A 21,570-nucleotide genomic window follows, 5' to 3' on the forward strand; every position below is an offset into this window, starting at 1 on the left:
GGCAGGATGTCGGTCATGACGACACCAGTTGCAGTGATCGCCGACGCCGCCGCCTACGCGCAGGCGGTCGAGGACGCCGTGCGCGCTTCGGCCGCCTACTACGAGGCCGGGACGTCGGCGCTCGACGACGACTCCTACGACCGGCTGGTGCGCGCCGTCGCGGCCTGGGAGGCCGAGCACCCGGACGAGGTGCTCGCCGACTCGCCGACCGGCAAGGTGGCCGGCGGCGCCGTGGAGGGCGACGTCCCGCACACGGCCGCCATGCTGAGCCTGGACAACGTCTTCTCACCCGAGGAGTTCACGGCCTGGACGGCCTCGCTGGCCCGCCGCCTGGGCCGGGACGTCGAGCGGTACAGCGTGGAGCCCAAGCTCGACGGCCTGGCGATCGCGGCCCGCTACACCGGCGGCCGTCTGACACGGCTGGTCACCCGGGGAGACGGGACGGCCGGGGAGGACGTCTCGCACGCGATCGGCACGATCGAGGGCCTGCCCGCCGAGCTGACCGAACCCGTCACGGTGGAGGTGCGCGGCGAGGTCCTGATGACGACCGGCCAGTTCGAGCACGCCAACGAGGTGCGCACCGCACACGGCGGAGCGCCGTTCGCCAACCCGCGCAACGCCGCCGCCGGCACCCTGCGCGCGAAGGAACGCGCCTACACCGTGCCCATGACGTTCTTCGGCTACGGACTGCTGCCGCTCGCCGACACCGAGCCCGCCCTGGCCGCGACCCTGCGGGAGTGCGCGCACAGCGACCTGATGAGCAGGACCGCCGCGTACGGCGTGAACACCACGGCCGCCACCGCCGTGCCCGGCGTCACCGCCGACACGGTCACGGCCGTCCTGCACCGCGTGTCGGAGATCGCCGCGCTGCGCCCGTCGCTGCCCTTCGGGATCGACGGGATCGTCGTCAAGGCCGACCTGGCCGCGGACCAGCGAGCCGCGGGCTCCGGTTCACGCGCCCCGCGCTGGGCGATCGCCTTCAAACTGCGCGCCGTCGAGAAGATCACCCGGCTGCTGGCGGTCGAGTGGAACGTCGGCCGCACCGGCATCATCGCCCCGCGTGCCGTCCTGGAACCGGTGCAGATCGACGGCTCGACCATCACCTACGCGACGCTCCACAACCCGGCCGACATCACCCGCCGCGACCTGCGGCTCGGGGACCGGGTGATGGTTCACCGGGCCGGCGACGTCATCCCCCGCATCGAGGCGCCCGTGGTCCATCTGCGCACCGGCGACGAACAGCCGATCGTCTTCCCCGAGACGTGCCCGCGCTGCGGATCGGGCATCGACACCGGCGAGCAGCGCTGGCGCTGCGAGAGCGGCCGCAACTGCCATCTCGTCGCGTCCCTCTCCTACGCCGCCGGACGCGACCAGCTCGACATCGAAGGCCTCGGCCACACCCGCGTCGTCCAGCTCGTCGAGGCGGGCCTCGTCGCCGACCTCGCCGACCTGTTCACCCTCACCCGCGAGCAACTGCTCGGCCTGGAGCGCATGGGGGAGACGAGCACCGACAAGCTGCTCGCGGCGCTCGCCGCGGCGAAGGCCCAGCCGCTGTCGAGAGTGCTGTGCGCGCTCGGCGTGCGCGGCACGGGCCGTTCCATGTCCCGCCGGATCGCCCGGCACTTCGCCGACATGGACCACCTGCGCGCCGCGGACGCCGAGGCCGTCCGGCAGGTCGACGGGATCGGCGCCGAGAAGGCCCCCTCGATCGTCGCCGAACTCGCCGAACTCGCGCCGCTCATCGAGAAACTGGCCGCGGCCGGGGTCAACATGACCGAGCCCGGCGCGGTCCCGCCCGCCCCGCCGGCCACCACCGCGGACGGTGACGCCCGGAGAGACGGCGACGGCGACGGCGACGGTACGCACACCGCGACCGACACGGAGACGCCGACCGGCCGGGAAGCCGGGCCCGGTGCGGGCGGGCCGCTGGCCGGGATGACCGTGGTCGTCACCGGCGCGATGACCGGCGCACTCGAGAAGCTCAGCCGCAACGAGATGAACGAGTTGATCGAACGGGCCGGCGGCCGCGCGTCCTCCAGCGTGTCGAAGCGGACGACCCTGGTCGTGGCCGGAGAGGGCGCCGGCTCCAAGCGCGCCAAGGCCGAGGCCCTCGGCGTCCGGCTCGCGGCGCCCGACGAGTTCGCGGCCCTGGTAGCGGACCACCTCGACACGGCGGCCGCCGTCCGGGAGCAGAGCGCCTGAGCCGAACCGCGCACGCGGTCCGCTCACCTGGCCGGGCCACCCGGTCCGGCGCCTCGGTGCGCTCACCTGGCGCGGTCCACACTCCACAGCGGGAGGAGCTCGAAGAACTCGACGGCGTCGCGGCGCCACCGCCCGCGCCACGCGGTGGCCAGCGCGCGGGCCCGTTCGGCGTGCCGTCGCATGTCGGCGCGCATCCGGTCCGCCGCACCACTGCTCTCGGCGATCTCCCGCACCACGGCCACCGTCTCCGGTGTGCAGGACCGGTCGCCGAGCGCGGCCTCCACCACGGCGCGGTCGGCGCCGCTCACCACGGACAGCAGGGCGCGCACGGTGTAGCTCTGCTTGCCGTCGCGCAGGTCCCCGCCGGTCGGCTTGCCCAGGACGGCCGCGTCCCCGAACAGGTCGAGGTAGTCGTCGCGCATCTGCCCGCAGATCCCGACCAGCCGCGCGTAGTCGCCCAGTTCCCGTTCGAAGGGCTCGGGCCGCTCGCCCGCGGCCAGCAGCCCGAGCCTCATGGGCGCGAGGATCGAGTAGCGGGCGGACTTGTAGTCGGCCACCGCGTGCAGGACGTCCTCGTCCGGGGCGGGGCCGAAGTCCCGCTCCAGATCGGCGATCTGACCCATGAAGGTGTCGGCGGCCGCCCGCGTCTGCGCCTCGGCCATGGCCTGCCGCACGGCGGGCGGCGCCGGCGCGTCGAGGAGGACCCGCAACGACAGGGCGAGCGCCAGGTCGCCCGCGAGGACGGTGAGGCCGAGGGCCGTCCGCGGGTGACCGGGGAACCGGTCACGGTAGGCGTAGTACGTGGAGGGACCGCCCCGGCGGGTGGGGCTGTCGTCGATGAGGTCGTCGTGGATCAGACCGTGGGCGTGCAGCAGCTCGATGCTCAGCGCGGCCGCGTCGAGCGCCTCGGCCGGCTCCTCCGACACCAGGCGGGCCGCCTCGTGGAGCAGGACGACCCGCATCCGCTTGCCGCCGCGCAGGGCCAGATCGCGCACCAGCGCCAGGCACTCCGGGGCGAAGCGGCTGAACGACGGCGCGTCGAGCCGGGCGCCCAGCGAATCGAAGTACTCCTCGAACAGCGCGTTGAACCGCCTCTCGTGACCGGCGACGCGACGGAGGACTTGTTCGGTCATGACGGGGTCTTCCTGGTCGGACGGCGAGACGGACGAGGACGTCAGCTTGCCATCCGCCGGTCGCCGTCCCCCGACCGGGCACGTCGCGCACGCCCCATGAGTGAGGGGCAGTCACAGCCGGCCGACCGTGACTGCCCCTCATTCGTGGAACACACCGTCGGCGACCGGACGCGACGCCCCGGTCGCCGGGCTCACCGGATCAGCGACAGCGCGGCCGCGGTCACCGAGGCGAGGCACGCGCCGACGGCCACGGTCCAGGCCACACAGCGCCGGCGCAGCTCCCGGTAGCGCGACTCGTACTCGCCGCGCAGCGAACGGCAGCGGGCCGCGATCCGCTCCAGGTCGCGCCGCGCGTGGTGCAGGCTGTCGGCGACGTACCGCTGCTCGACGTCGGCCCGCTGGGAGGTGGTCAGCCACTCCATGGGCTCCACGAAGGCCTGCGCGCGTTCCTCGGCCACCGCGATGGTGGCCTGCCACAGCAGGTACCCCTCCGCCTGGTCGCCGATCCCGCCGGTTCGCGCGCCACCCTGTCTCGCCGCTTCGCCCATCGCCGCCTCCGGCGGATCGTCGCGGATCATCAACGGACCCCGTGCGCCTCGGCCTCGGCCATGGCGATGTCGGGGTGGTGCAGGTCGAACGCGGGGGACTCGCTGCGGATGCGCGGCAGGGTGGTGAAGTTGTGGCGCGGCGGCGGGCAGGAGGTGGCCCACTCCAGGGAGCGGCCGAAGCCCCACGGGTCGTCGACGCCGACGGGCTTGCCGTACCGGCCCGTTCGCCACACGTTGTAGAGGAACGGCAGCATCGACAGGCCGAGGAGGAAGGAACTGATCGTCGAGATGGTGTTCAGGGCGGTGAACCCGTCCGCGGCCAGGTAGTCCGCGTAGCGGCGCGGCATGCCCTCGGCGCCCAGCCAGTGCTGGATGAGGAAGGTGCCGTGGAAGCCGACGAACAGCGTCCAGAAGGTGATCTTGCCGAGGCGCTCGTCGAGCATCCTGCCGGTGAACTTCGGCCACCAGAAGTGGAATCCGGCGAACATCGCGAAGACGACGGTGCCGAAGACGACGTAGTGGAAGTGCGCCACCACGAAGTACGAGTCCGACACGTGGAAGTCCATCGGCGGCGACGCCAGGATGACGCCGGTCAGACCGCCGAAGAGGAACGTCACGAGGAACCCCGTCGCCCACAGCATCGGCGTCTCGAAGGACACCGACCCCTTCCACATGGTGCCGATCCAGTTGAAGAACTTCACGCCGGTCGGCACGGCGATGAGGAACGTCATGAAGGAGAAGAACGGCAGCAGCACCCCGCCGGTGACGAACATGTGGTGCGCCCACACCGTCACGGACAGACCGGCGATGGAGATGGTCGCGGCCACGAGCCCCATGTAGCCGAAGATCGGCTTGCGGGAGAAGACCGGGATGACCTCGGTGACGATGCCGAAGAACGGCAGGGCGATGATGTACACCTCGGGATGGCCGAAGAACCAGAAGAGGTGCTGCCACAGCAGTGGGCCGCCGTTGGCCGCGTCGAAGATGTGGGCGCCGAACTTGCGGTCCGCCTCCAGGGCGAACAGGGCGGCCGCCAGGACGGGGAAGGCGAACAGGACGAGGACGGCCGTCAGCAGCACGTTCCAGGTGAAGATCGGCATGCGGAACATCGTCATGCCCGGCGCGCGCATGCAGATGATCGTGGTGATGAAGTTGACCGCGCCGAGGATGGTGCCGAAACCGGAGAACGCCAGACCCATGATCCACAGATCGGAACCGAGGCCGGGGCTGCGGACGGCGTCCGACAGCGGGGTGTAGGCGAACCAGCCGAAGTCGGCGGCGCCCTGCGGGGTGAGGAAGCCGCCCACGGCGATGGAGGACCCGAACAGGTAGAGCCAGTAGGCGAACATGTTCAGCCGCGGGAACGCCACGTCGGGCGCGCCGATCTGGAGCGGCATGATCCAGTTCGTGAAACCGGCGAACAGCGGCGTCGCGAACATCAGCAGCATGACCGTGCCGTGCATCGTGAACAGCTGGTTGTACTGCTCGGGAGAGACGATCTGGAGCCCCGGGCGGGCCAGCTCGGCGCGGATGAGCAGGGCCATCACGCCTCCGATGAGGAAGAACGCGAAGGACGTGGTCAGGTACATCGTGCCGATGGTCTTGTGGTCGGTGGTCGTCAGCCACTTCACGACGACGTTGCCGGGCTGCCTGCCCCTGACCGGCACCTCGGTGTCGTAGGCGGCGGCAGCCGAGCGGTCCGGATCGTTCAGAATCGTCACAGCCAGTCTCTCCAGGTCTCCGCGGTCCGCCCCCGCACATGCGTGAATCAGGGCCATCCTCGCGAGTCGCGGCGGCGGGCGAAGCCCGGCCGGGGCCGACACACGCCCGAACGGGCGGTTGTCACACACGGTTGGCGTAATCGGCCCCCGGCGCGCCGTCCCCCGCGGGACCGGGCGGCGCGGCGCGCTCGACCGGTGATCCACACCGGGAAACGTGGGTAGACGGGTCGCCATGGCTGAAGTCGTGCAGGCGGGACTGTGGGGGCTGCTGGCGGGCTCGGCGCTGCTGGTCGGCGCCGCGCTGGGGTACGGGCTGCGAGTCCCGCAGAAGGTGATCGCGACGGTGATGGCCTTCGGCGCGGGCGTGCTGCTGTCGGCGGTCTCCTTCGAGCTGGTGGGCGAGGCGTACGACGAGGCGGGGCTAGCTCCCGCGGCCGTCGGCACCCTCGCCGGCGCGCTGGCCTACACGGGCGGCAACGTGTGGCTGGCCCGCCGCGGCGCGCGGCACCGCAAGCGCTCGGGACACGCGGGGGCGCAGGCCCAGCCCTCGGAGAGCGAGCAGAGCGGATCCGGGACGGCGCTCGCGCTCGGCGCCCTCCTCGACGGGGTGCCGGAGTCCGCGGTGATCGGCGTGAGCCTGCTGGACGGGGGCGCGGTCAGCCTGGTGACGGTGGCCGCCGTCTTCATCAGCAACGTCCCCGAGGGGCTGTCCAGTTCGGCCGGGATGAAGAGGGCCGGCCGCACCGGAAGGTACGTGTTCGGCGTCTGGGCGGCGATCGCGGCGGCCGGTACCCTCTCGGCCGTCCTCGGCTACACCGTCGTCGGTTCCTTCTCGCCCGCGGTGATCGCCGCGGTGACGGCGGTGGCGGCCGGGGCCATCCTCGCCATGATCGCCGACACGATGATCCCCGAGGCGTTCGACGACGCCCACCTGGCCATCGGGCTCATCACCGTGTGCGGCTTCCTGGTCTCCTTCGCCCTCTCCCACGCCTGACCGCCCCGCGGGCCGAGACCGGCGACGCGCACGGCGTCCGCCGGTCCTCAGACGTCGCTCCCGGCCGCGGCCTCCACCTCGGCCCTGAGGGCGTTACGCAGCCGCCGCAGGTCGTCCGCCGGCCGGCCCAGGCCGTTCAGTTGCAGCCGGGCCGCCTCGGTGCGGGCGTCCCGGTGCACCCGGTAGGCGAGGTCGGCCGACTGACGCACCATCCACTGACCGTACGAGAGCAGCCGTGCCGCGCGGGCCCGTGCCCCTACGAGGTCGGCGTCGGCGAGGGGCAGTTCCAGGAGCCGTGCGCGCAGCCGCAGGAGGGCCGTGGCGGCGGCACCGCAGGCCCGGGCGGCCCGGTCCGGGACGGCGCCGGGCTCGCCGCAGGCGGCCACCGCCGCGTCCGCCCCGCCCTGGGCGGCCACCGCCTCGTCCAGCACCACGAGCAGCGCCGCCGCCTGGGCCGCCCGCGGCGGACGCGGCGGAACGGGAGGCCGGGGGAGCGTGCGGCGGCGCAGGCCCAGGCGCGCCAGGAGCCGGCCGCCGGGCGGGCCTCCGCTCCGGCCGGAGGGCGCCGGCGCCGGGACGGGGGCGGGGAGACCGGTCGAGGACATGACTCCTCCTGGGACAGGAAGCGCTGCGCACGCTCCTTGAAGTGTCCCGCTCCCGGTCGCCGAACGGCGGGAGAGCGCCCGCGCCCGCCTCGCCGCCGCCCTGTGCGACCGCCGGGCGCGCCCCCCAGGCGCGTCCGTGCGAGCGAGGACGACGGAGTCCTGAAAGACCTGATGAACGCGCCGGGGCGGGGTAGACGGTTGCGGCAAGGTCCCCTCATACGAAAGTGATGCCGGTTCCATGGCCGAGACACGAGACGTCGTCGAACTCATTCTTCAGGACCACCGGAGAATGGAAGATCTCTTTCGCCTGATGCGCAGTGTGGAAGCGGACCGGGCCGCCGCCCTCAAGGAGTTCGCCGACCTGCTGATCGCGCACGCGCTGGCGGAGGAGGCGAAGGTGTACCCCGCCCTCAAGCGCTACAAGAAGATCGAGGACGAAGAGGTCGAGCACGGCGAGGAGGAGCACGAGGAGGGCAACAAGGCGCTCCTCGAACTCCTGGAGGTCGACGAGGTCGGCTCCGAGGAGTGGGACGAGAAGCTGGAGGAACTCGTCGAGGCCGTCACCCACCACGCCGACGAGGAGGAACGCACCATCCTCAACGGCGCACGCGAGAACGTGGCCATGGAGCGGCGCGAGGAACTCGGCGGGGAGTTCCTGGAGGAGCGGGAGCGGCAGCTGAAGGCGGGCTGCGGCGCCGTGGACAACGTGCGCCGCATCGTCCACTCCTGAGCGGCGCCCGGCCGCGCCCGGCCACGCTCACGGCACACGGTCGCCATGGCCGGAGCCCGTCCCACTCACCGAGGGACGGGCTCCGGGCGCGCGTGATCCGCGCAGCCCTCGGCCTGCGGATCCCCCCGGCCTCTTCCGGCCGCCTGTTCCGACGCCCTGACCCCCCGGTGCGCGGGGCGGTCCGGGCCGGTGCGGGTCAGGGACGGGCGGGAGCCCGCAGGGCGAGGAGGGCGACGTCGTCGTCGTTGGCCTGCGGGCGGACCCGTCGCAGCAACTGGTCGGTGAAGGACGCCAGCGGCCGGTGGGCGAGGGCGGCGGCGTGCTGCCGCAGCCGGTTGAGACCCTCGTCGAGCGTGTGGCCGGGCTCCTCGATGAGGCCGTCCGTGTACAGGACCAGGGTGGATCCGGGCGGCAGCAGGGCGGTGGCGTCGGCGCGGGGCCTGCGCGCCCCGGTGCCCAGCAGGATGCCGTGACCCTCGGTGAGGTACTCGGCCAGGCCGTCGTGGCTGATCAGCAGCGGCGGCGGATGCCCGGCGTTGGTCCAGGTCAGTTTCCACCGGCCCGCGTCCTCCTCCTGGATCTTGGCGAGGATGAGGGTGGCCATGGCGACGTCGGTGATGTGCATGACGGCCTCGTCGAGGCGGTCCACGATCGCGCTGGGCGGTTCCTGAAGCGCCCAGGCGTAGGCGCGCAGCATGTTGCGCACCTGGGCCATCCCGGCCGCCGCCTCCAGGTCGTGTCCGACGACGTCGCCGACGGCCAGCGCGGTGGATCCGTCGGACAGGCGGAAGGCGTCGTACCAGTCGCCCCCCACCTGAGAGGCGTCGGGCGCGGGCAGGTAGCGCACCGTCATCTGCAGCCCGGGCACGCGCGGCATCTGGGGCAGCAGATGGTTCTGCATCGTCTCGGCGACCTTGCGCTGACGCTGGTAGAGCCGCGCGTTGTCGAGGGCCAGACCGGCGCGGCGGGCGATGTCCTCGATCAGGGGGAGGTCGGCGGGGTTGTAGTTCCCCGGCTGTGCGGCGCGGCCGAGGGTCAGGGCCCCGAGGACGGCGCGGGTGCTGCGGATGGGGGCGATGGCCGCGGAGTGGATGCCGGTGGCGTCGAACAGACGGCGCTGCTCGACCGCGATGCCGGAGTCCGGCGCCCCCTGGTAGGTCTGCGGGCCGGCCAGTGTCGAGGCCACCCCGCGCAGCGCCCTCGACAGGGGCATCGGGGATTCCTCGGGGATCGGCGGCATCGGCCCCTCGAGTTCGTCGTGACGCGTCAGGGAGACGCCGTCCGACTCGACCACGACGGTGCGCCACACCTCGTCCCGCTCGGTGATGAGGTCGATGATGACCCAGTCCGCGAGCCGCGGCACGACCAGGGTCACCAGCCGCCGCAGCGCCTCGTCGACGTCCAGGGTGGAGGTCAGCTGGGTGGTGGTCGCGGCGAGCAGGGCGAGGCGTTCGAGCTCCGGCAGCAGTGTGGCCGCGGGCGCGGGCGCCGTGTCCGTCTCTTCCAGGTGGCGCGGGTGGAAGATGACGAGGGTGCAGTTTTCGAGGCCGGTGAAGTCGAGGGGGGTTATCAGCCAGGAGATGGGCAGCACGGATCCGTCCGCGCGGGCGAAGTGGTCCTCGTCGGCCTGGGCGGGCCGTCCGGCGTGGAAGGCCTGCCGCATGCTGCACTGGGTTCTCGGCAGGGGCTGACCGTGGGCGTCGCGGTGCAGCAGGTCGTGCGCGTCATGGCCGACGAGGTCCTCGGGGGACCAGTCCAGGAGCTTTTCCGTCCGCGAGTTCATCGCCAGGACGCGGCCCTGCTCGTCCACCACGTACGCCCCGGCCCTGACGGCCTCCAGCACGTCGGTGAGCGGGGTGGCAGGCGCCCCCGGACGCCGCGTCGCGCGGGTCTCCGATTGCTCCGATCCTGCCATGCCCATGATCTCCCTGCTCGACTGGCGCATCACCGGTGGGCGACGTCCGCTTTCCCGACTGCCCACGACTCCGCGAACGAAGCCGCCGGACGACGCCCGTCCGGCCGGGGCAGCCCCCGGGTCGATCATGACGTACCCGGAGCCCGGCCGGCTCCTCGCGGGGTGCGGCGGGCCTGCGCCGGCCCGCGACGCAGGCCTGCTGTCCCGCACGACCCTGTCGCCACCCGGCATCACCCGCCGCCACCCGACCCCGAGCGGCATGGGCCGGCGATCCGGCGATCCGGCGTGGCGGCGATCCGGTGTGGCTGCGTGGCGGGCGGGCGGACGGCCGTCGGAGATGATCGCGCCGGTTCGATAGAACCGCCCGTACCCGGGAAGACGCCTGTTGATCTTCGTTGGCGTCCTCGGGAGGAAGCATCACCATGGCCGTACCCGTCCGTGCTTCGCGTTCCGCGCGCCGCCCCCGTCGGTTCGAACTGCGGGCCACAGCGCTGTACTTCGCCCTTGCCGCCGTCCTCCTGGCACTGGTGGGCACGGTCGCGCGCACCGCGGCGGCCGCCGTCGAGCACCGTCCCGCCTGGATCGCCGCCCTCGTCCTCGTCGGCGTCGGCAGCGTCGCGGCCGGCCGCCGCGGGGGGCGCCGGATATCGGCGGCGAGGCTGGCGCGCCGCGCCGCGAAGGCCCTGGACGAGGCCACGATGACGGCGGTCGACGCCCTCGACGCGCCCGCACCCGCCCCGGCCCCCGTTCCCGCGGCGGCCGGGGCGCCGGCGTACGAGGGGCATTCCGGCGCCGAGCGCACCGTCGCCCTCGTCGGACCCGCGGCGCAGCCCTGCGCCGACGCCGGGGAGATCGGCTACGAGGAACTGGACCCCTACGAGTTCGAGGAGGCGATAGCCGAGCTGTGCCGGCGCGACGGCTGCCCGGACGTGGACGTCGTGGGCGGGGCGGGCGATCTGGGCGCCGACGTCCTGGCCAGGACGCCGGACGGCCGGCTGGTCGTGATCCAGTGCAAGAGGTACTGCGACACCAACCGGGTCGGATCCCAGGACATGCAGCGGTTCGGCGGCACCTGTTTCACCGTGCACGGGGCGGACGTCGCCGTCGTGGTCACCACCAGCGACTTCACCGCCCCCGCGGTCGAGTACGCCGAGCAGTGCGGCATCGTGTGCGTGGACGGCGCGGAACTCCTGCGCTGGCAGGAGGGCGGTGGCCCGCGGCCGTGGGACCGCGAGCGCGCGGCCGGCTGACCCGCCCCGCTCGCGGGGCCACACCCCCGGCGCGGAACCGGGGAACGCGCGGCCGCGGTCCGTCGAGGTCGAACGGGACGGCATCCGGATCCCGCTCACCGGCCCCGAGCCGGCTGCGAGTCGGCTGCGAGCCGGCCCCGGGCGGCCCCTGGCCCTTCCGCCGCATCCGCGCCAGGTAGTTCACGATCGTGACCGCCGGCCGCCCGGCGACGGCGCGCGCGGCCCCGGCCTCCGGCTCCCGCGCCTCCGCCGCCGACGACCGCCGGAACTCTCACCCGCCACCTGGCCCGCCCCGTCTCCGCGGCCCCGTTCTCGCAGGTCCGCACGTGAACGCGGTCACGACCCTTGCGCCGGACGTGGGAGCGGCGGCGTGTCCCCCATCACTGCGTGAGTCCCCCTAAAGCGGGCAGCAGAGTCTTTACGCACGGAAAGCACCTGCCGCCTCACTCTGCGCGCAGGGCGTCTCACGCAAGACAGGTAAGGAACTGCAGTGGCTGACGTACTCACCGACGGGCAGCCCGAACCACCTCGGTCCGGGCAGGTCGAGATCACCGGACTACCCACCCAGGTCCGCCAGGACCTGACGCACAGACTGAGGCGGAACAAGCGTCCCTTCCGCGACGAGGACGTGCAGGTCGTCGAGCCTCCGCTGCTCCGGCGAGCCGTCGGCGCCTCCGCGCTCGGCAACTGCATGGAGTGGTTCGACTTCGGCGTCTACAGCTACCTCGCCGCCACCATCGGCAAGGTCTTCTTCCCCGGGGCGTCCCCTGCCGCGCAGGTGATCTCGTCCTTCGCCACCTTCGCCGCGGCCTTCGTCGTGCGCCCGCTCGGCGGACTCGTCTTCGGGCCCCTCGGAGACCGCCTCGGCCGCCAGAAGGTGCTCGCCACCACCATGATCATGATGGCGGCCGGCACGTTCGCCATCGGCATCATCCCCGGTTACGCCACCATCGGCATCGCCGCGCCGATCCTGCTGCTGCTGTCGCGGATGGTGCAGGGCTTCTCCACCGGCGGCGAGTACGGGGGCGCCACCACCTTCGTCGCCGAGTACTCGCCCGACCGGCGGCGCGGATTCCTCTCCAGCTGGCTCGACTTCGGCACCTTCGTCGGCTACGCACTGGGATCCGCCCTGGTCACCACGTTGAACTTCGCCCTCACCGACGCGCAGATGCTGTCCTGGGGCTGGCGGATCCCGTTCCTGATCGCGGGCCCGCTCGGTGTCATCGGCCTCTACATGCGGCTCAAGCTGGAGGAGTCGCCCGCCTTCCAGCAGCAGCTCGACGAGCACGAGCAGAGCCTCGCCAAGGAGTCGGCGGGCACCGAGTTCAAGGCCATCGTCAAGGACCACTGGCGGGCCCTGCTCATCTGCATGGGGCTGGTGCTGCTCTACAACGTCACCAACTACATGGTCACGGGCTTCCTGCCGACCTACCAGACCGAGACCCTGGGCCGTTCCAGCAGTTCCGCGGACGTGCTCGTGCTGATCGGCATGGTGTGGATCGTGCTGCTGATCACCTTCCTGGGCCGGCTCAGCGACCGCGTCGGCCGCCGCCCCCTGTACGGCTACTCGGCGGCGGCCATGATCGTGCTCGCCGTCCCCGCGTTCCTGCTCATCAAGATGGACGGGACGTGGCCGCCCGTGTTCGGCGTGCTGATCCTCTCCACCCTGCTGGCCTGCTTCGCCGCGCCGAGCGCCGCGACGCTGCCCGCGCTGTTCCCGACCGCCGTGCGGTACGCCGCGATGGGCATCGGCTTCAACTTCGCGGTGGCCGCGTTCGGCGGCACCACCCCGCTCGTCACGGAGGCGCTGGTGAGCGTCACCGGAAACGACATGGTGCCCGCGTACTACCTCATGGCGGCCGGCGTCATCGGACTGATCACGGTCCGTTTCCTGCCGGAGAGCGCCCAGGTCTCCCTGCGCGGCTCCCAGCCGATGGTGGGATCCAAGAAGGAACGGCGCGAACTGATCGCCACCTCGCATGAGTTGTACCGGGTCGGCCGGGAGAGGTCCCACCGCTGACCCGCCCCGCCGGGCCGCGCCGTGACCCCCCGCGCCGCGCTGTGACCCGGCCCGCCGGCCGGGCGGCGTCCCGCTGTCGCACGTTTCCCGCCCCCGCGCGGTACGGGCCCTACCCGTGCGGTCCGTCGCGCCGAGGGCCCCTGGACGGTGACGCCCCGGAGGGCCGGCTCGCGCCGGCCGCGTCGGACGCGTCGGCCCGGTCCGCGGGGGACGGCGGCCGGTCGGCCGGCGGGGCCGGTGGCAGGGGCGGCAGGCCCGCGGCGAGGTCCGGGAGCAGCACCGGCTCCAGCCGTATCCGCTCCTGGACGGCGAGGTACCGCTCCAGTGCCGGCGGCCGGTAGCGCGGGTCGCGGTCGCGGCGCTCCTTGGCGGGCACCGCCAGGAACTCGTTGCCGTCCGGCTCGCCCCCGGCGTTCGCGGCCTCTCCGATGGGCCGGTGCAGCGGCTTGGCCAGCCGGTACCAGCCGTTGCGCGAGGTGTGCAGTTCGCCGAGGGCGTCGGGCCGTACCCGGAAGTCGGTGCTCTCCTCGGGTCTCATCACCTCGGGGCCCACCTCGCCGAGCACCTCGGCCTCGAACTCCAGCCCGTGCCGGCGGGCCTGATCGACCATCCACAGCAGGGCGATGTCGGACAACCCGGTCTGCCGATAGCTGCCGCCCACGTCGCAGTGCACCCCGGCGAACCAGACCTGCTGGAGTTCCTGGCCCTCCCCGACGGCCCCCGGCTGCCGGTGCCACAGGGCCGGCCGGAACGCCGAACGCTGCTCGTCGACGGCCAGCGCGTGGAACGCGGCCCTGACCCAACTGCTCAACTCGGTGTTGTGGAAAGCCCATCGGCGGTTGAACCGGTTCACCGCCGGCCGCAGCGACGGGGCGTCCGGGACCGGGATGCCGAGCGCGCCGACCGTGTCCCACACCCCGATGAAGCGGATCTCCGTCTCGCGCGCGTAGGAGCGGCGGAACAGCGTGGCCGCCGCGCCGTTGGGCCGCTCGACGCGGTCCCGGTACAGGGCCCAGGCCTCGGGGATCCGGTCGGCGTGGTCCCGGCGCAGGATGCCGCTGTTGCGCAGGAGGCCCGCCAGACTGCGGGCGGTGAACGCGCCCCGGCTGAAGCCGAAGAGGAACAGCTCGTCGTCGGGCTCGTACGTCTCGACGAGGAACCGGTAGGCGTCGACGACGTTCTGCGACAGGCCCGCGCCGAAGGCGCCGCCGCGCAGCCGGTCCCGCCGCCGGGTGCCGACCCCGCTGTGGTAGTAGACGCGTTGCTCCTTGCCGGCGGCGAACCCCGGGCGTACGGACAGCGCGACCTTGGCGACGTTGGTTCTGCTCGGCTGGTCGGCGAAGTTCCATGTGCCGTCGCAGCAGACGACGAGGCGCTTGGCCATGACCACCTCCTGGCGAGCGCACAGTGGTGTCCGGCACCACGTTCCATGCTCGCACCGCCGGTCCGGCCACGCCATCCGTCGACGGGTGGCGCATGTCGACATAGCGACTACGCTGATGAGTTGGGTCGGACGCGGCCCTCGGGAGACGCGTCGGACGTGGTGCAAGCGGTCCACGCGAGCACCCACCGGCCCCGCAGCGGCTGCACCCGCCGACGGTGACGCCGCATCCCCGCGCAGCCCGCGCCGCCCCCGCGGAACGCCCCGCCCGAGCGACGCGCCTGCCGGGCCCCGTACCGCGCACAAGCCCTGACGGCACGCGCCCCGGAGGGACGTCTGCCCCGTGGGCGGTCCGGCCGGCCAGGCACGAGGAGGAACCGGTCATGAGCGAGCCGGGAACCGTGGCACTCACCGTCGAGCACGCGGGTTCGGTCCGGGCGATCGCCTTCAGCCCGGACGGCGCCCGGTTCGCCTCCGGCGGCGAGGACACCGTCCTGCGGGTGCGCCCGGTCGGCATCGGCGTCCCCGTCGACATGAGCGTCGACGGGTTCGTGACCGGCGTCGCGTTCAGTCCGGACGGCGCCCGGATCGCCCTGGCCGACTTCGAGCAGGTGCTCCTGCTGGACGCCTCCGGCGGCCCGGCCCTGTGGCAGGGGCCCCTGGATCCCGGCCACTCGGTCAACAGCGTGCGGTTCACCCCGGACGGGCGGGTGATCGCCGCCACCGACACGCTGATCGCCGTCCTCGACCAGGCCACCGGCGCGATCGGCCGCCGGATCACCGTGGACCCGCCGCTGATCGCCGACGTCGACCTGAGCCGGGACGGCGCCCGCATCGCGCTGGCCGTCGACGAACGCCACGGCGGAGACCACCGCCGGGCGGGATCCGCACGGGTCGTGGACCTCGCCACCGGCGCGGAACTCGGACGGCTGACGCCCGACGACGCCGTGCTCGCGGTCGCGTTCGCCCCCGACGGGTCGACGGTGGTGTGCTGCGCCGCCGACGACACCACCCGGATGTTCGAGGCGCAGGGCGGCGCACAGCTGTGGCCCGCCCCGGACGAGATCGACGACCAGGTCACCGCCCCGAGCTGCGTGGCCTTCGACCCCAGGGGACGGTGGACCGTCGTCGGCGGGTCCGACGGGTTCGCCCGCGTCCTGGACGCCGAGACCGGAGTGGAGAAGTGCCGGGCCCCCAAGCTCACCCCGGGCGCGCCGGACCCTGGCTTCGGGGCCGTCACCCATGTGGCGTTCAGCCCCAACGGCCGGCTCGCGGCCAGCGCCTCCATCGACGCCGTCGTGCGGCTCTTCGACCTCGACGGCAAGGAGCTGTACGCCGTCACCACCGATGAGCGCGAGGTGCTCACGATGACGTTCAGTCCCGACGGACACCGGCTCGGCGTCGGATGCTTCGACCGCGCGCTGGTCATCGACAACGGCACGTCCGACGGAGGGTGACGCGCCATGGACGCCCGGGAACTCCTGCACCAGGTCACCGGCCTGCTGTCCACGCTGACCGAGGACGCCGTGGAAGGCCTGGCCCGCGTCCTCCCCGAGCCGGCCGACGAACCGTCCGCCGCCGGCACCGTGCTCGCCGGCCGCCTCCTCGGCGTGCACGACCGCCTGCCCGCGGGGAACTCCCTGGTGGAGCTGGTGCGGGAGATGGCGGGCGACCTGGCCGGCGACTCCCCGGAGCCGCTGAGACTGCACGGCTGGCGGCGGGAGCCCGGCGCGCCCGTGGGAGTGGCGCTGGTGCTGACCGACCCGGCCGGAGCGGCGGCCGGCCGCGCCGTCCTCGGGGTGACCCCGGGCGGCCCGGTGTTCGACGTGGTCGTCACCCCCGGGACGACGCTGTCCCTGCCGCCCACGACCGCGCGGGAGTGGACCCTGGAGGCCGCCGTCACGGCTCCCCAGGGCTGGGGCGCCTCCTTCGGACCCGGAGCGCCCGCCCCGCCGCCCGGCGCGGCCCCGCCGCCCACCGGCGCGGCCACGATCGGACTGCGGCGCACCGGACGGCTCGCCGTCGGCATGAGCGACGGGCCGGGGATGGCCGTGGAGGGCGTGTCCCTCCAGGTGACCGCCGCGCCGGGGGCCCCCACGGGCGTGGAGGTCGGGCTGCGCCACCTCACCGCCGCCGTCCTGCCCGCCGCCCTCGCCGACCTCGTCGGCCTAGGCGGGTCGAGCCCGATGAGCGGCGGATCCGACGCGGTCGACGTCACCCTCAGGGCGGACCGGGTCGACGGCCTGCGCTTCGCCGGGAACGGCGGCCTGCGCGTCCCGCTGCCGCTGCGACTGAACGCGCCGGGCGTGTCCACCCGCGACGCCGCCCTCCAGCTGACCTCCGACGGGGGCCGCCCGGAGCTGGGACTGTCCGTCTCGCTCACCGCCGCGCTGCCCGGACTGCCGCTGCGGGTCTTCCTCGACGGTGCGGGCATCGCCCTGCCCGTGTCGCTGGCCCCGGGCTCCCGCCCCGGTCTCGAACCGCGCCCGCGCGAGCTGTTCCCGGAGAGCGTGGGCACCGAGCTGAAGCTGCCGCCGGTGTCCGGCGGGGGAGTGGTGCGGCGCACCGGCGACAACGGGTACGCGGGGCTGATCTCGATCGACCTCGGCGTGCTGAGCGTCCAGGCCGTCGCCCTGTTCCGGCCGCCCGACAAGGACGTCCCCACCAGCTTCCTGGTGCTGCTGTCGGCCCAGTTCCCGCCGCCCGGGATCCAGGTGGGGCTGGGGTTCGCGCTGGACGCGGTCGGCGGGCTGGTCGGCGTCAACCGGCGTGCCGACGCCACCGCGCTCCAGCAGCTCGTCGGCGCCGGAAACGCCGACCACGTGCTGTTCCCGGAACACGCGGTGGAACGCGCGAAGGAGATCATCGCGTCCCTCGGCGCGGCGTTCCCGGTGGCCGCCGGGCGGTTCCTGGTCGGGCCGATGGTCCGCCTCACCTGGAGCGCGGGCCGGGTGTCGCTGTCCGGCGCGGTCATCCTCGAACTGCCCGCCCCCGTCCGGGCGATCATCCTCGGCCGCCTCCTCGTCGGGCTGCCCGACCCCGAGGTGCCGGTGGTCCGCCTCCAGGCGAGCGTGCTCGGCCGGATCGAGCCGTCCGTCCCCCTCGTCGAACTGCTGGTGTCGCTGTCCGGTTCGTGGATCGCCGGGCTGACCGTGCGCGGCGAGCTGTACCTGCTGGTGCGCGGCGGCCGGCGACCCGAGTTCGTGCTGTCCGCGGGCGGCTTCCACCCCCGCTACACCCGGCCCGCCGGAGTGCCCGCGCTGAGCCGCCTCCAGGTCGACCTGGCCCCCGGCAACGGCTTCGGACTGCGCATGGAGGCCTACTTCGCCGTCACCTCGAACGCGGTGATGTTCGGCGGCCAGGTGCAGTTGGAGGCCATGATCGCCGGCTGCGGGGTGCAGGGCTGGCTCGGCCTGGACGCCCTGTTCGTCTTCGACCCAGTGTTCTCGTTCACCGTGCACGCGCGGGCCGGGGTCGCGGTGCGCGCGTTCGGCCGCCGACTGGCGGGAATCGCCCTGGACTTCACCCTGGAGGGCCCGGCGCCCTGGCACGCGTTCGGCACCGGCAGCATCTCGGTGCTGTTCTGGGACGTCGACCTGGACTTCGACGTCCGCTGGGGGTCGCCGCCGGCGGTCGCGGCCCGGCCCGGACGCGATCCGACCGAGGCGCTGACGGTCGAGCTGGCGCAGTCGAAGGCCTGGGCGGCGCAGCGGCCGGCCGCCGAACGCACCGCGCTCGTCTTCACCCGCGCGGCGAACGAGAAACTGAACCAGGGGAGTCTCGTCCATCCGGACGCCACCCTGCGCGTCACCCAGCGGGTGGTCCCGCTCGGCGTGCCGATCTCCCGGTTCGAACGACGGCCGGTGCCGGCCCAGACGTGGACGATCAGGGAGATCACCCTCGGCGGCACCCGCACCGCCGCCGAACTCGACTCGCTTCCCGAGCAGTTCGTGCCCGGCGAGTTCTTCGACCTCACCGAGGAGGAGCAGTTCACCCGGCCCGCGTTCGCCGACCACGCCGGCGGGGTCGTCGCACACGCCGACGGCATCCGCGTCGCACCCGGACGCCGGGCCGAGGACGGGTACGAGACGGCGTACGAACCGCCGCTGCACAAGCGGGAGTTCTCGCGCTGGCCCGGACTCCTGCACCGCGAGGCGGTCTACGGCGTCAGCGCCGCCGAACGGCTGCACCGCTGGCGCACGCGTGAAGCGGCCGTCCGGATACGCCCGCCCACGCGGAGCCTGGCCGCCGCCGACACCCTGGAGCCGCTGCTCGACGACGTCACCCTGGTCGACGCCACCGCCGACGCCTGGCAGACCGCCCGCGGGCGGCTCGCCCGACCGCAGGAGCCGCTGCGGCTCGTCGAGCGCTGGGAACTGCACCCGTGAGCGCGCCCCACGCGCGTCGCGCGCCACGACCCGACGACCCGGTCCGGAGCGACGCATGAGCACGCGATGGTTCTTCTCCTCGGCGCGGATCGGCGCCGGCGCCACGGCCACCGGGCAGGCGCTGCCCACCTCGGTGCGGTTCGGCCGGGACGTCGACGGCCGCCACGAGGAGCCGTCGGTGACGGGACCCACGCTGTCGCTGGCCGGGCCGGGCGACGTGTACGGCTTCGACCGCTCGACGGTGCTGCGGGAGGAACCGCCGCCCGGCACGCCCGACGCCCCCGAGAACGTGCTCGCCGGAGTCGAACTGGCCCACGCGGACCTGCCCTGGCTGCTGTCCTCGGGCACGGCGGCCACGCGTGACGGACCCGTCCCGCAGCCGTGGATCGCACTGGTCGTGCTGGCCGACGACGAGGCGGCCCCGCCCCGCGACGCGCGCCCCCTGCCCGTCCTCACCGCCCCGGCCGCCGCCCTGCCCCCGCCCGGCGAACGGTGGGCCTGGGCCCACGTCGAGGCACGCCTGCCCGACACCGTCGTCGACGCCGCCGACGCCCGGCGGCTCGTCGAACAAGGGCTGCGCGCCCACTCGGCCGACGTCGTGGCACGACTGCTGTGCCCGCGCCGGCTGACCCCCGGCCGCGGCTGGATCGCCGCCGTGGTGCCCGCCACCGCCGCCGGGCGGGACGCGGGCCTGGAGGCGGCGTCCGGCGCGGCGGCCACCGCGGACGCCTGGCCCATCGCCGGCCGGGACACCGTCGACCTGCCCGTCTACCACTGGTGGACCTTCCGCACCGGCGCCGCGGGCACCTTCCCGGAACTGGCCCAACGACTGCGCTTCCGGCCCGCCGCCGAGGCCGGAATCGGCGGGCGCACCATCGACGTCGGCCGGCGCCGGCCCCCCGAGATGGCCGTCGGACCGGCCGAGGTGACCCTGGACGGCGCACTGCGGGCGCCCGGCACGGCCGCGCCCGAGGCGTGGACCGACCCCGCCGTCCGCGACCTGTTCCGCGCCGTCGTCCGCGCACGCCTCGACGCACCGGCACACCGCCGCACCGACGTCGCCACCACGCGCGAGGCCGAGGCGGACGCCGTGGCCACCGACGGCGGCGGGACCGGGGACGAGGGGCGGCCCGCGGAACCCGCCGAGGGACCGCCCGCCGACCGGGACGTCACCGCCGTCGCCCCGCCGCTGTACGGCAGCCACCACACGGGCCGCCAGACCGTGCCCGCCGAGGCGGACAGCTGGCTGACCACGCTGAACCTGGAGGTGCGCCGCCGGGTGGCCGCCGCGCTCGGCGCGCGCTACGTGCAACTGGAACAGGAGTTCCTGATGGCCCGCGCCTGGGAGCAGGTCGGGGAGATCCGCCGGGCCAACCGGCTGCTGGCGGCCGGGGAACTGGCCGCCGCCGCGGCCGAACGGGCCCAGCGCAAACACCTCGACCGGCTGTCCCCGGCCGACCTCGTCACCCTCATGGCGCCGGCCGGCGGACGCGTCAGACTGTCCGCCGGCGACGCGGCCGCCGCCCCCACGACCACCCTGGCCGCACTGCTGGCCTCGGCGCACGACGAGGTGCCCGCGGGCACGGCGGGCACCTCCTTCACCCGGCTGACCCGCCGCAACGGCGCACCGGCCCGCCGCGCCCGGCGCACCGCCGGCGGCGCCCCGCAGGACGCACCGGCGCCCGAACCCGTCCTCGTCCAGGGACTGCGCAGGATGGGCGTGATGGGCGACGACGCCCCCGACGCCGGCCTGCCCGGCGAACTGCGCGACCGGATCAGCCCCACCCGCCTGCACCTGCTGCGCCTGGCCGACCGCATCCCCGCCGACTTCTGGACGGACCGCGCGGAGACCGACGACCGCCCGCTGCGGCCGATCATGGCCCACCCGAGGTTCACCGTGCCGATCGCCGAGGAGATCCTGGCCCGCTGGCCGGAATGGGCGCTGCCCGGCATCGGCTCCCTGCCGCCCGACTCGGTGACCCTCCTGGAGACGAACCCCGAGTTCATCGCCGCGCTGCTCGTCGGCCTCAACCACGAGTTCAACCGCGAGCTGCTGTGGCGGGAGTTCCCCACCGACCAGCGCGGCACCCCCTTCGCCCGGTTCTGGCCCGGCGACGGCGCGGACGTCGAGGAGATCGCGCTGTGGCCCCCGGAGAGCCCGCTCGGCAGCGGTCTGCGCACCGGCGGCACGGGCGACCTGGTGATGCTCGTGCGCGCGGAACTGCTGCGCCGCTTCCCCGGCACCGCCCTGCACGCCGTACGCGGGGTGGGCGGCAGACTGCCCGCCGACTTCGACGGGGTGCCGGCCACCCCCCTGGCGCTGGACGAGTCCACCGTGCTCTACCTCTTCCCCGGCCTCGACGAGACACGGGCCCGCGCCGAGGACTGGTTCTTCGTGTTCCGCGAGCCGATGCACGGCACCCGGTTCGGATTCGACTCCGGCAAGCAGCCCGCCCCGATGACGTCCTGGGCCGACCTCGCCTGGTCCGCCGTGGGCACGGCCCCCCTCGCGTGCGTGCGCCTGGACCCCGCACCGCCCGCCCCCGACCCACCACCGCCCGACGCCGCGCAATGGGGCCGCGACGCCGCCGACATGGCTCGCATCGCCTTCCAGCGGCCGTTCCAACTCGCCTTCAAGGCAGCCACGTTGCTGAACCAGTGACCACCGCCCCCCACCGCGCCA

General features: G+C 73.9%; 14 protein-coding genes. 8 read left to right on the forward strand and 6 right to left on the reverse strand.

Annotated elements, in window-relative coordinates:
- The first annotated feature begins 15 nt into the window (after positions 1-15).
- Entirely contained in the window at positions 16-2,202 is a 2,187-nt protein-coding gene (ligA, locus tag OG802_RS32335; RefSeq protein ID WP_329416304.1) for an NAD-dependent DNA ligase LigA, read from the forward strand.
- Positions 2,203-2,264: 62 nt separating this feature from the next.
- Here the strand turns inward: ligA and OG802_RS32340 are convergent, their stop codons facing one another.
- From OG802_RS32340 to ctaD, 3 genes are all read right to left on the reverse strand, one after another.
- Positions 2,265-3,335 (reverse strand): polyprenyl synthetase family protein, encoded by a 1,071-nt coding sequence (locus OG802_RS32340; RefSeq protein WP_329416306.1) that lies wholly within the window; start codon positions 3,333-3,335, stop codon positions 2,265-2,267.
- A gap of 191 nt (positions 3,336-3,526) precedes the next feature.
- Positions 3,527-3,913, reverse strand: a complete 387-nt coding sequence (locus OG802_RS32345; RefSeq protein WP_443055411.1) for a cytochrome C oxidase subunit I — start codon at positions 3,911-3,913, stop codon at positions 3,527-3,529.
- Positions 3,913-5,604 (reverse strand): aa3-type cytochrome oxidase subunit I, encoded by a 1,692-nt coding sequence (gene ctaD / locus OG802_RS32350; RefSeq protein ID WP_329416309.1) that lies wholly within the window; start codon positions 5,602-5,604, stop codon positions 3,913-3,915. The genes OG802_RS32345 and ctaD overlap by 1 nt, the downstream gene beginning before the upstream one ends.
- Before the next feature lie 232 nt (positions 5,605-5,836).
- Between ctaD and OG802_RS32355 the strand changes: the two genes are divergently transcribed.
- Positions 5,837-6,598 (forward strand): ZIP family metal transporter, encoded by a 762-nt coding sequence (locus OG802_RS32355; RefSeq protein ID WP_329416312.1) that lies wholly within the window; start codon positions 5,837-5,839, stop codon positions 6,596-6,598.
- 47 nt (positions 6,599-6,645) lie between these two features.
- On the opposite strand, the gene OG802_RS32360 is transcribed toward OG802_RS32355, so the two are convergent.
- The gene (locus tag OG802_RS32360; RefSeq protein WP_329416314.1) at positions 6,646-7,203 is read right to left on the reverse strand and encodes a hypothetical protein; all 558 of its coding nucleotides are present in this window, start codon (positions 7,201-7,203) and stop codon (positions 6,646-6,648) included.
- A gap of 238 nt (positions 7,204-7,441) precedes the next feature.
- Here OG802_RS32360 and OG802_RS32365 point away from each other — a divergent pair, with 238 nt between their 5' ends.
- Positions 7,442-7,933: a hemerythrin domain-containing protein gene (locus OG802_RS32365; protein WP_329416316.1), complete on the forward strand. Its 492-nt coding sequence runs from the start codon at positions 7,442-7,444 to the stop codon at positions 7,931-7,933.
- Between the two features lie 196 nt (positions 7,934-8,129).
- Here the strand turns inward: OG802_RS32365 and OG802_RS32370 are convergent, their stop codons facing one another.
- On the reverse strand, positions 8,130-9,848 hold the full coding sequence (locus tag OG802_RS32370) for a SpoIIE family protein phosphatase (RefSeq protein ID WP_329416318.1): 1,719 nt from the start codon (positions 9,846-9,848) through the stop codon (positions 8,130-8,132).
- Positions 9,849-10,270: 422 nt separating this feature from the next.
- Here OG802_RS32370 and OG802_RS32375 point away from each other — a divergent pair, with 422 nt between their 5' ends.
- A complete protein-coding gene (locus OG802_RS32375; protein WP_329416320.1) occupies positions 10,271-11,098 on the forward strand; it encodes a restriction endonuclease in 828 nt (275 codons plus the stop codon).
- 490 nt (positions 11,099-11,588) lie between these two features.
- Positions 11,589-13,118, forward strand: coding sequence for an MFS transporter (locus tag OG802_RS32380; RefSeq protein ID WP_443055412.1), 1,530 nt, complete (start codon positions 11,589-11,591; stop codon positions 13,116-13,118).
- Positions 13,119-13,227: 109 nt separating this feature from the next.
- On the opposite strand, the gene OG802_RS32385 is transcribed toward OG802_RS32380, so the two are convergent.
- A complete protein-coding gene (locus OG802_RS32385; RefSeq protein WP_329416322.1) occupies positions 13,228-14,502 on the reverse strand; it encodes a DUF2235 domain-containing protein in 1,275 nt (424 codons plus the stop codon).
- A gap of 380 nt (positions 14,503-14,882) precedes the next feature.
- On the opposite strand from OG802_RS32385, the gene OG802_RS32390 reads away from it, so the two are divergent.
- Genes OG802_RS32390 through OG802_RS32400 form a run of 3 tightly spaced genes read left to right on the forward strand, consistent with a single transcriptional unit; the run spans position 14,883 to position 21,549 of the window.
- Positions 14,883-15,956, forward strand: a complete 1,074-nt coding sequence (locus tag OG802_RS32390) for a WD40 repeat domain-containing protein (RefSeq protein ID WP_329416324.1) — start codon at positions 14,883-14,885, stop codon at positions 15,954-15,956.
- 6 nt (positions 15,957-15,962) lie between these two features.
- The gene (locus tag OG802_RS32395) at positions 15,963-18,887 is read left to right on the forward strand and encodes a DUF6603 domain-containing protein (protein ID WP_329416326.1); all 2,925 of its coding nucleotides are present in this window, start codon (positions 15,963-15,965) and stop codon (positions 18,885-18,887) included.
- 55 nt (positions 18,888-18,942) lie between these two features.
- On the forward strand, positions 18,943-21,549 hold the full coding sequence (locus tag OG802_RS32400) for a hypothetical protein (protein WP_329416328.1): 2,607 nt from the start codon (positions 18,943-18,945) through the stop codon (positions 21,547-21,549).
- Positions 21,550-21,570: the final 21 nt, after the last annotated feature.

Source organism: Streptomyces sp. NBC_00704, from assembly GCF_036226605.1.
Classification (GTDB): domain Bacteria; phylum Actinomycetota; class Actinomycetes; order Streptomycetales; family Streptomycetaceae; genus Streptomyces.

Bases quoted from the DNA above. Each gene is read 5' to 3' on its own strand.
- ligA (WP_329416304.1), top strand. From the start codon at position 16: ATGACGACACCAGTTGCAGTGATCGCCGACGCCGCCGCCTACGCGCAG.
- OG802_RS32340 (WP_329416306.1), bottom strand. From the start codon at position 3,335: ATGACCGAACAAGTCCTCCGTCGCGTCGCCGGTCACGAGAGGCGGTTC.
- OG802_RS32345 (WP_443055411.1), bottom strand. From the start codon at position 3,913: ATGATCCGCGACGATCCGCCGGAGGCGGCGATGGGCGAAGCGGCGAGA.
- OG802_RS32355 (WP_329416312.1), top strand. From the start codon at position 5,837: ATGGCTGAAGTCGTGCAGGCGGGACTGTGGGGGCTGCTGGCGGGCTCG.
- OG802_RS32360 (WP_329416314.1), bottom strand. From the start codon at position 7,203: ATGTCCTCGACCGGTCTCCCCGCCCCCGTCCCGGCGCCGGCGCCCTCC.
- OG802_RS32365 (WP_329416316.1), top strand. From the start codon at position 7,442: ATGGCCGAGACACGAGACGTCGTCGAACTCATTCTTCAGGACCACCGG.
- OG802_RS32370 (WP_329416318.1), bottom strand. From the start codon at position 9,848: ATGGCAGGATCGGAGCAATCGGAGACCCGCGCGACGCGGCGTCCGGGG.
- OG802_RS32375 (WP_329416320.1), top strand. From the start codon at position 10,271: ATGGCCGTACCCGTCCGTGCTTCGCGTTCCGCGCGCCGCCCCCGTCGG.
- OG802_RS32385 (WP_329416322.1), bottom strand. From the start codon at position 14,502: ATGGCCAAGCGCCTCGTCGTCTGCTGCGACGGCACATGGAACTTCGCC.
- OG802_RS32390 (WP_329416324.1), top strand. From the start codon at position 14,883: ATGAGCGAGCCGGGAACCGTGGCACTCACCGTCGAGCACGCGGGTTCG.
- OG802_RS32395 (WP_329416326.1), top strand. From the start codon at position 15,963: ATGGACGCCCGGGAACTCCTGCACCAGGTCACCGGCCTGCTGTCCACG.
- OG802_RS32400 (WP_329416328.1), top strand. From the start codon at position 18,943: ATGAGCACGCGATGGTTCTTCTCCTCGGCGCGGATCGGCGCCGGCGCC.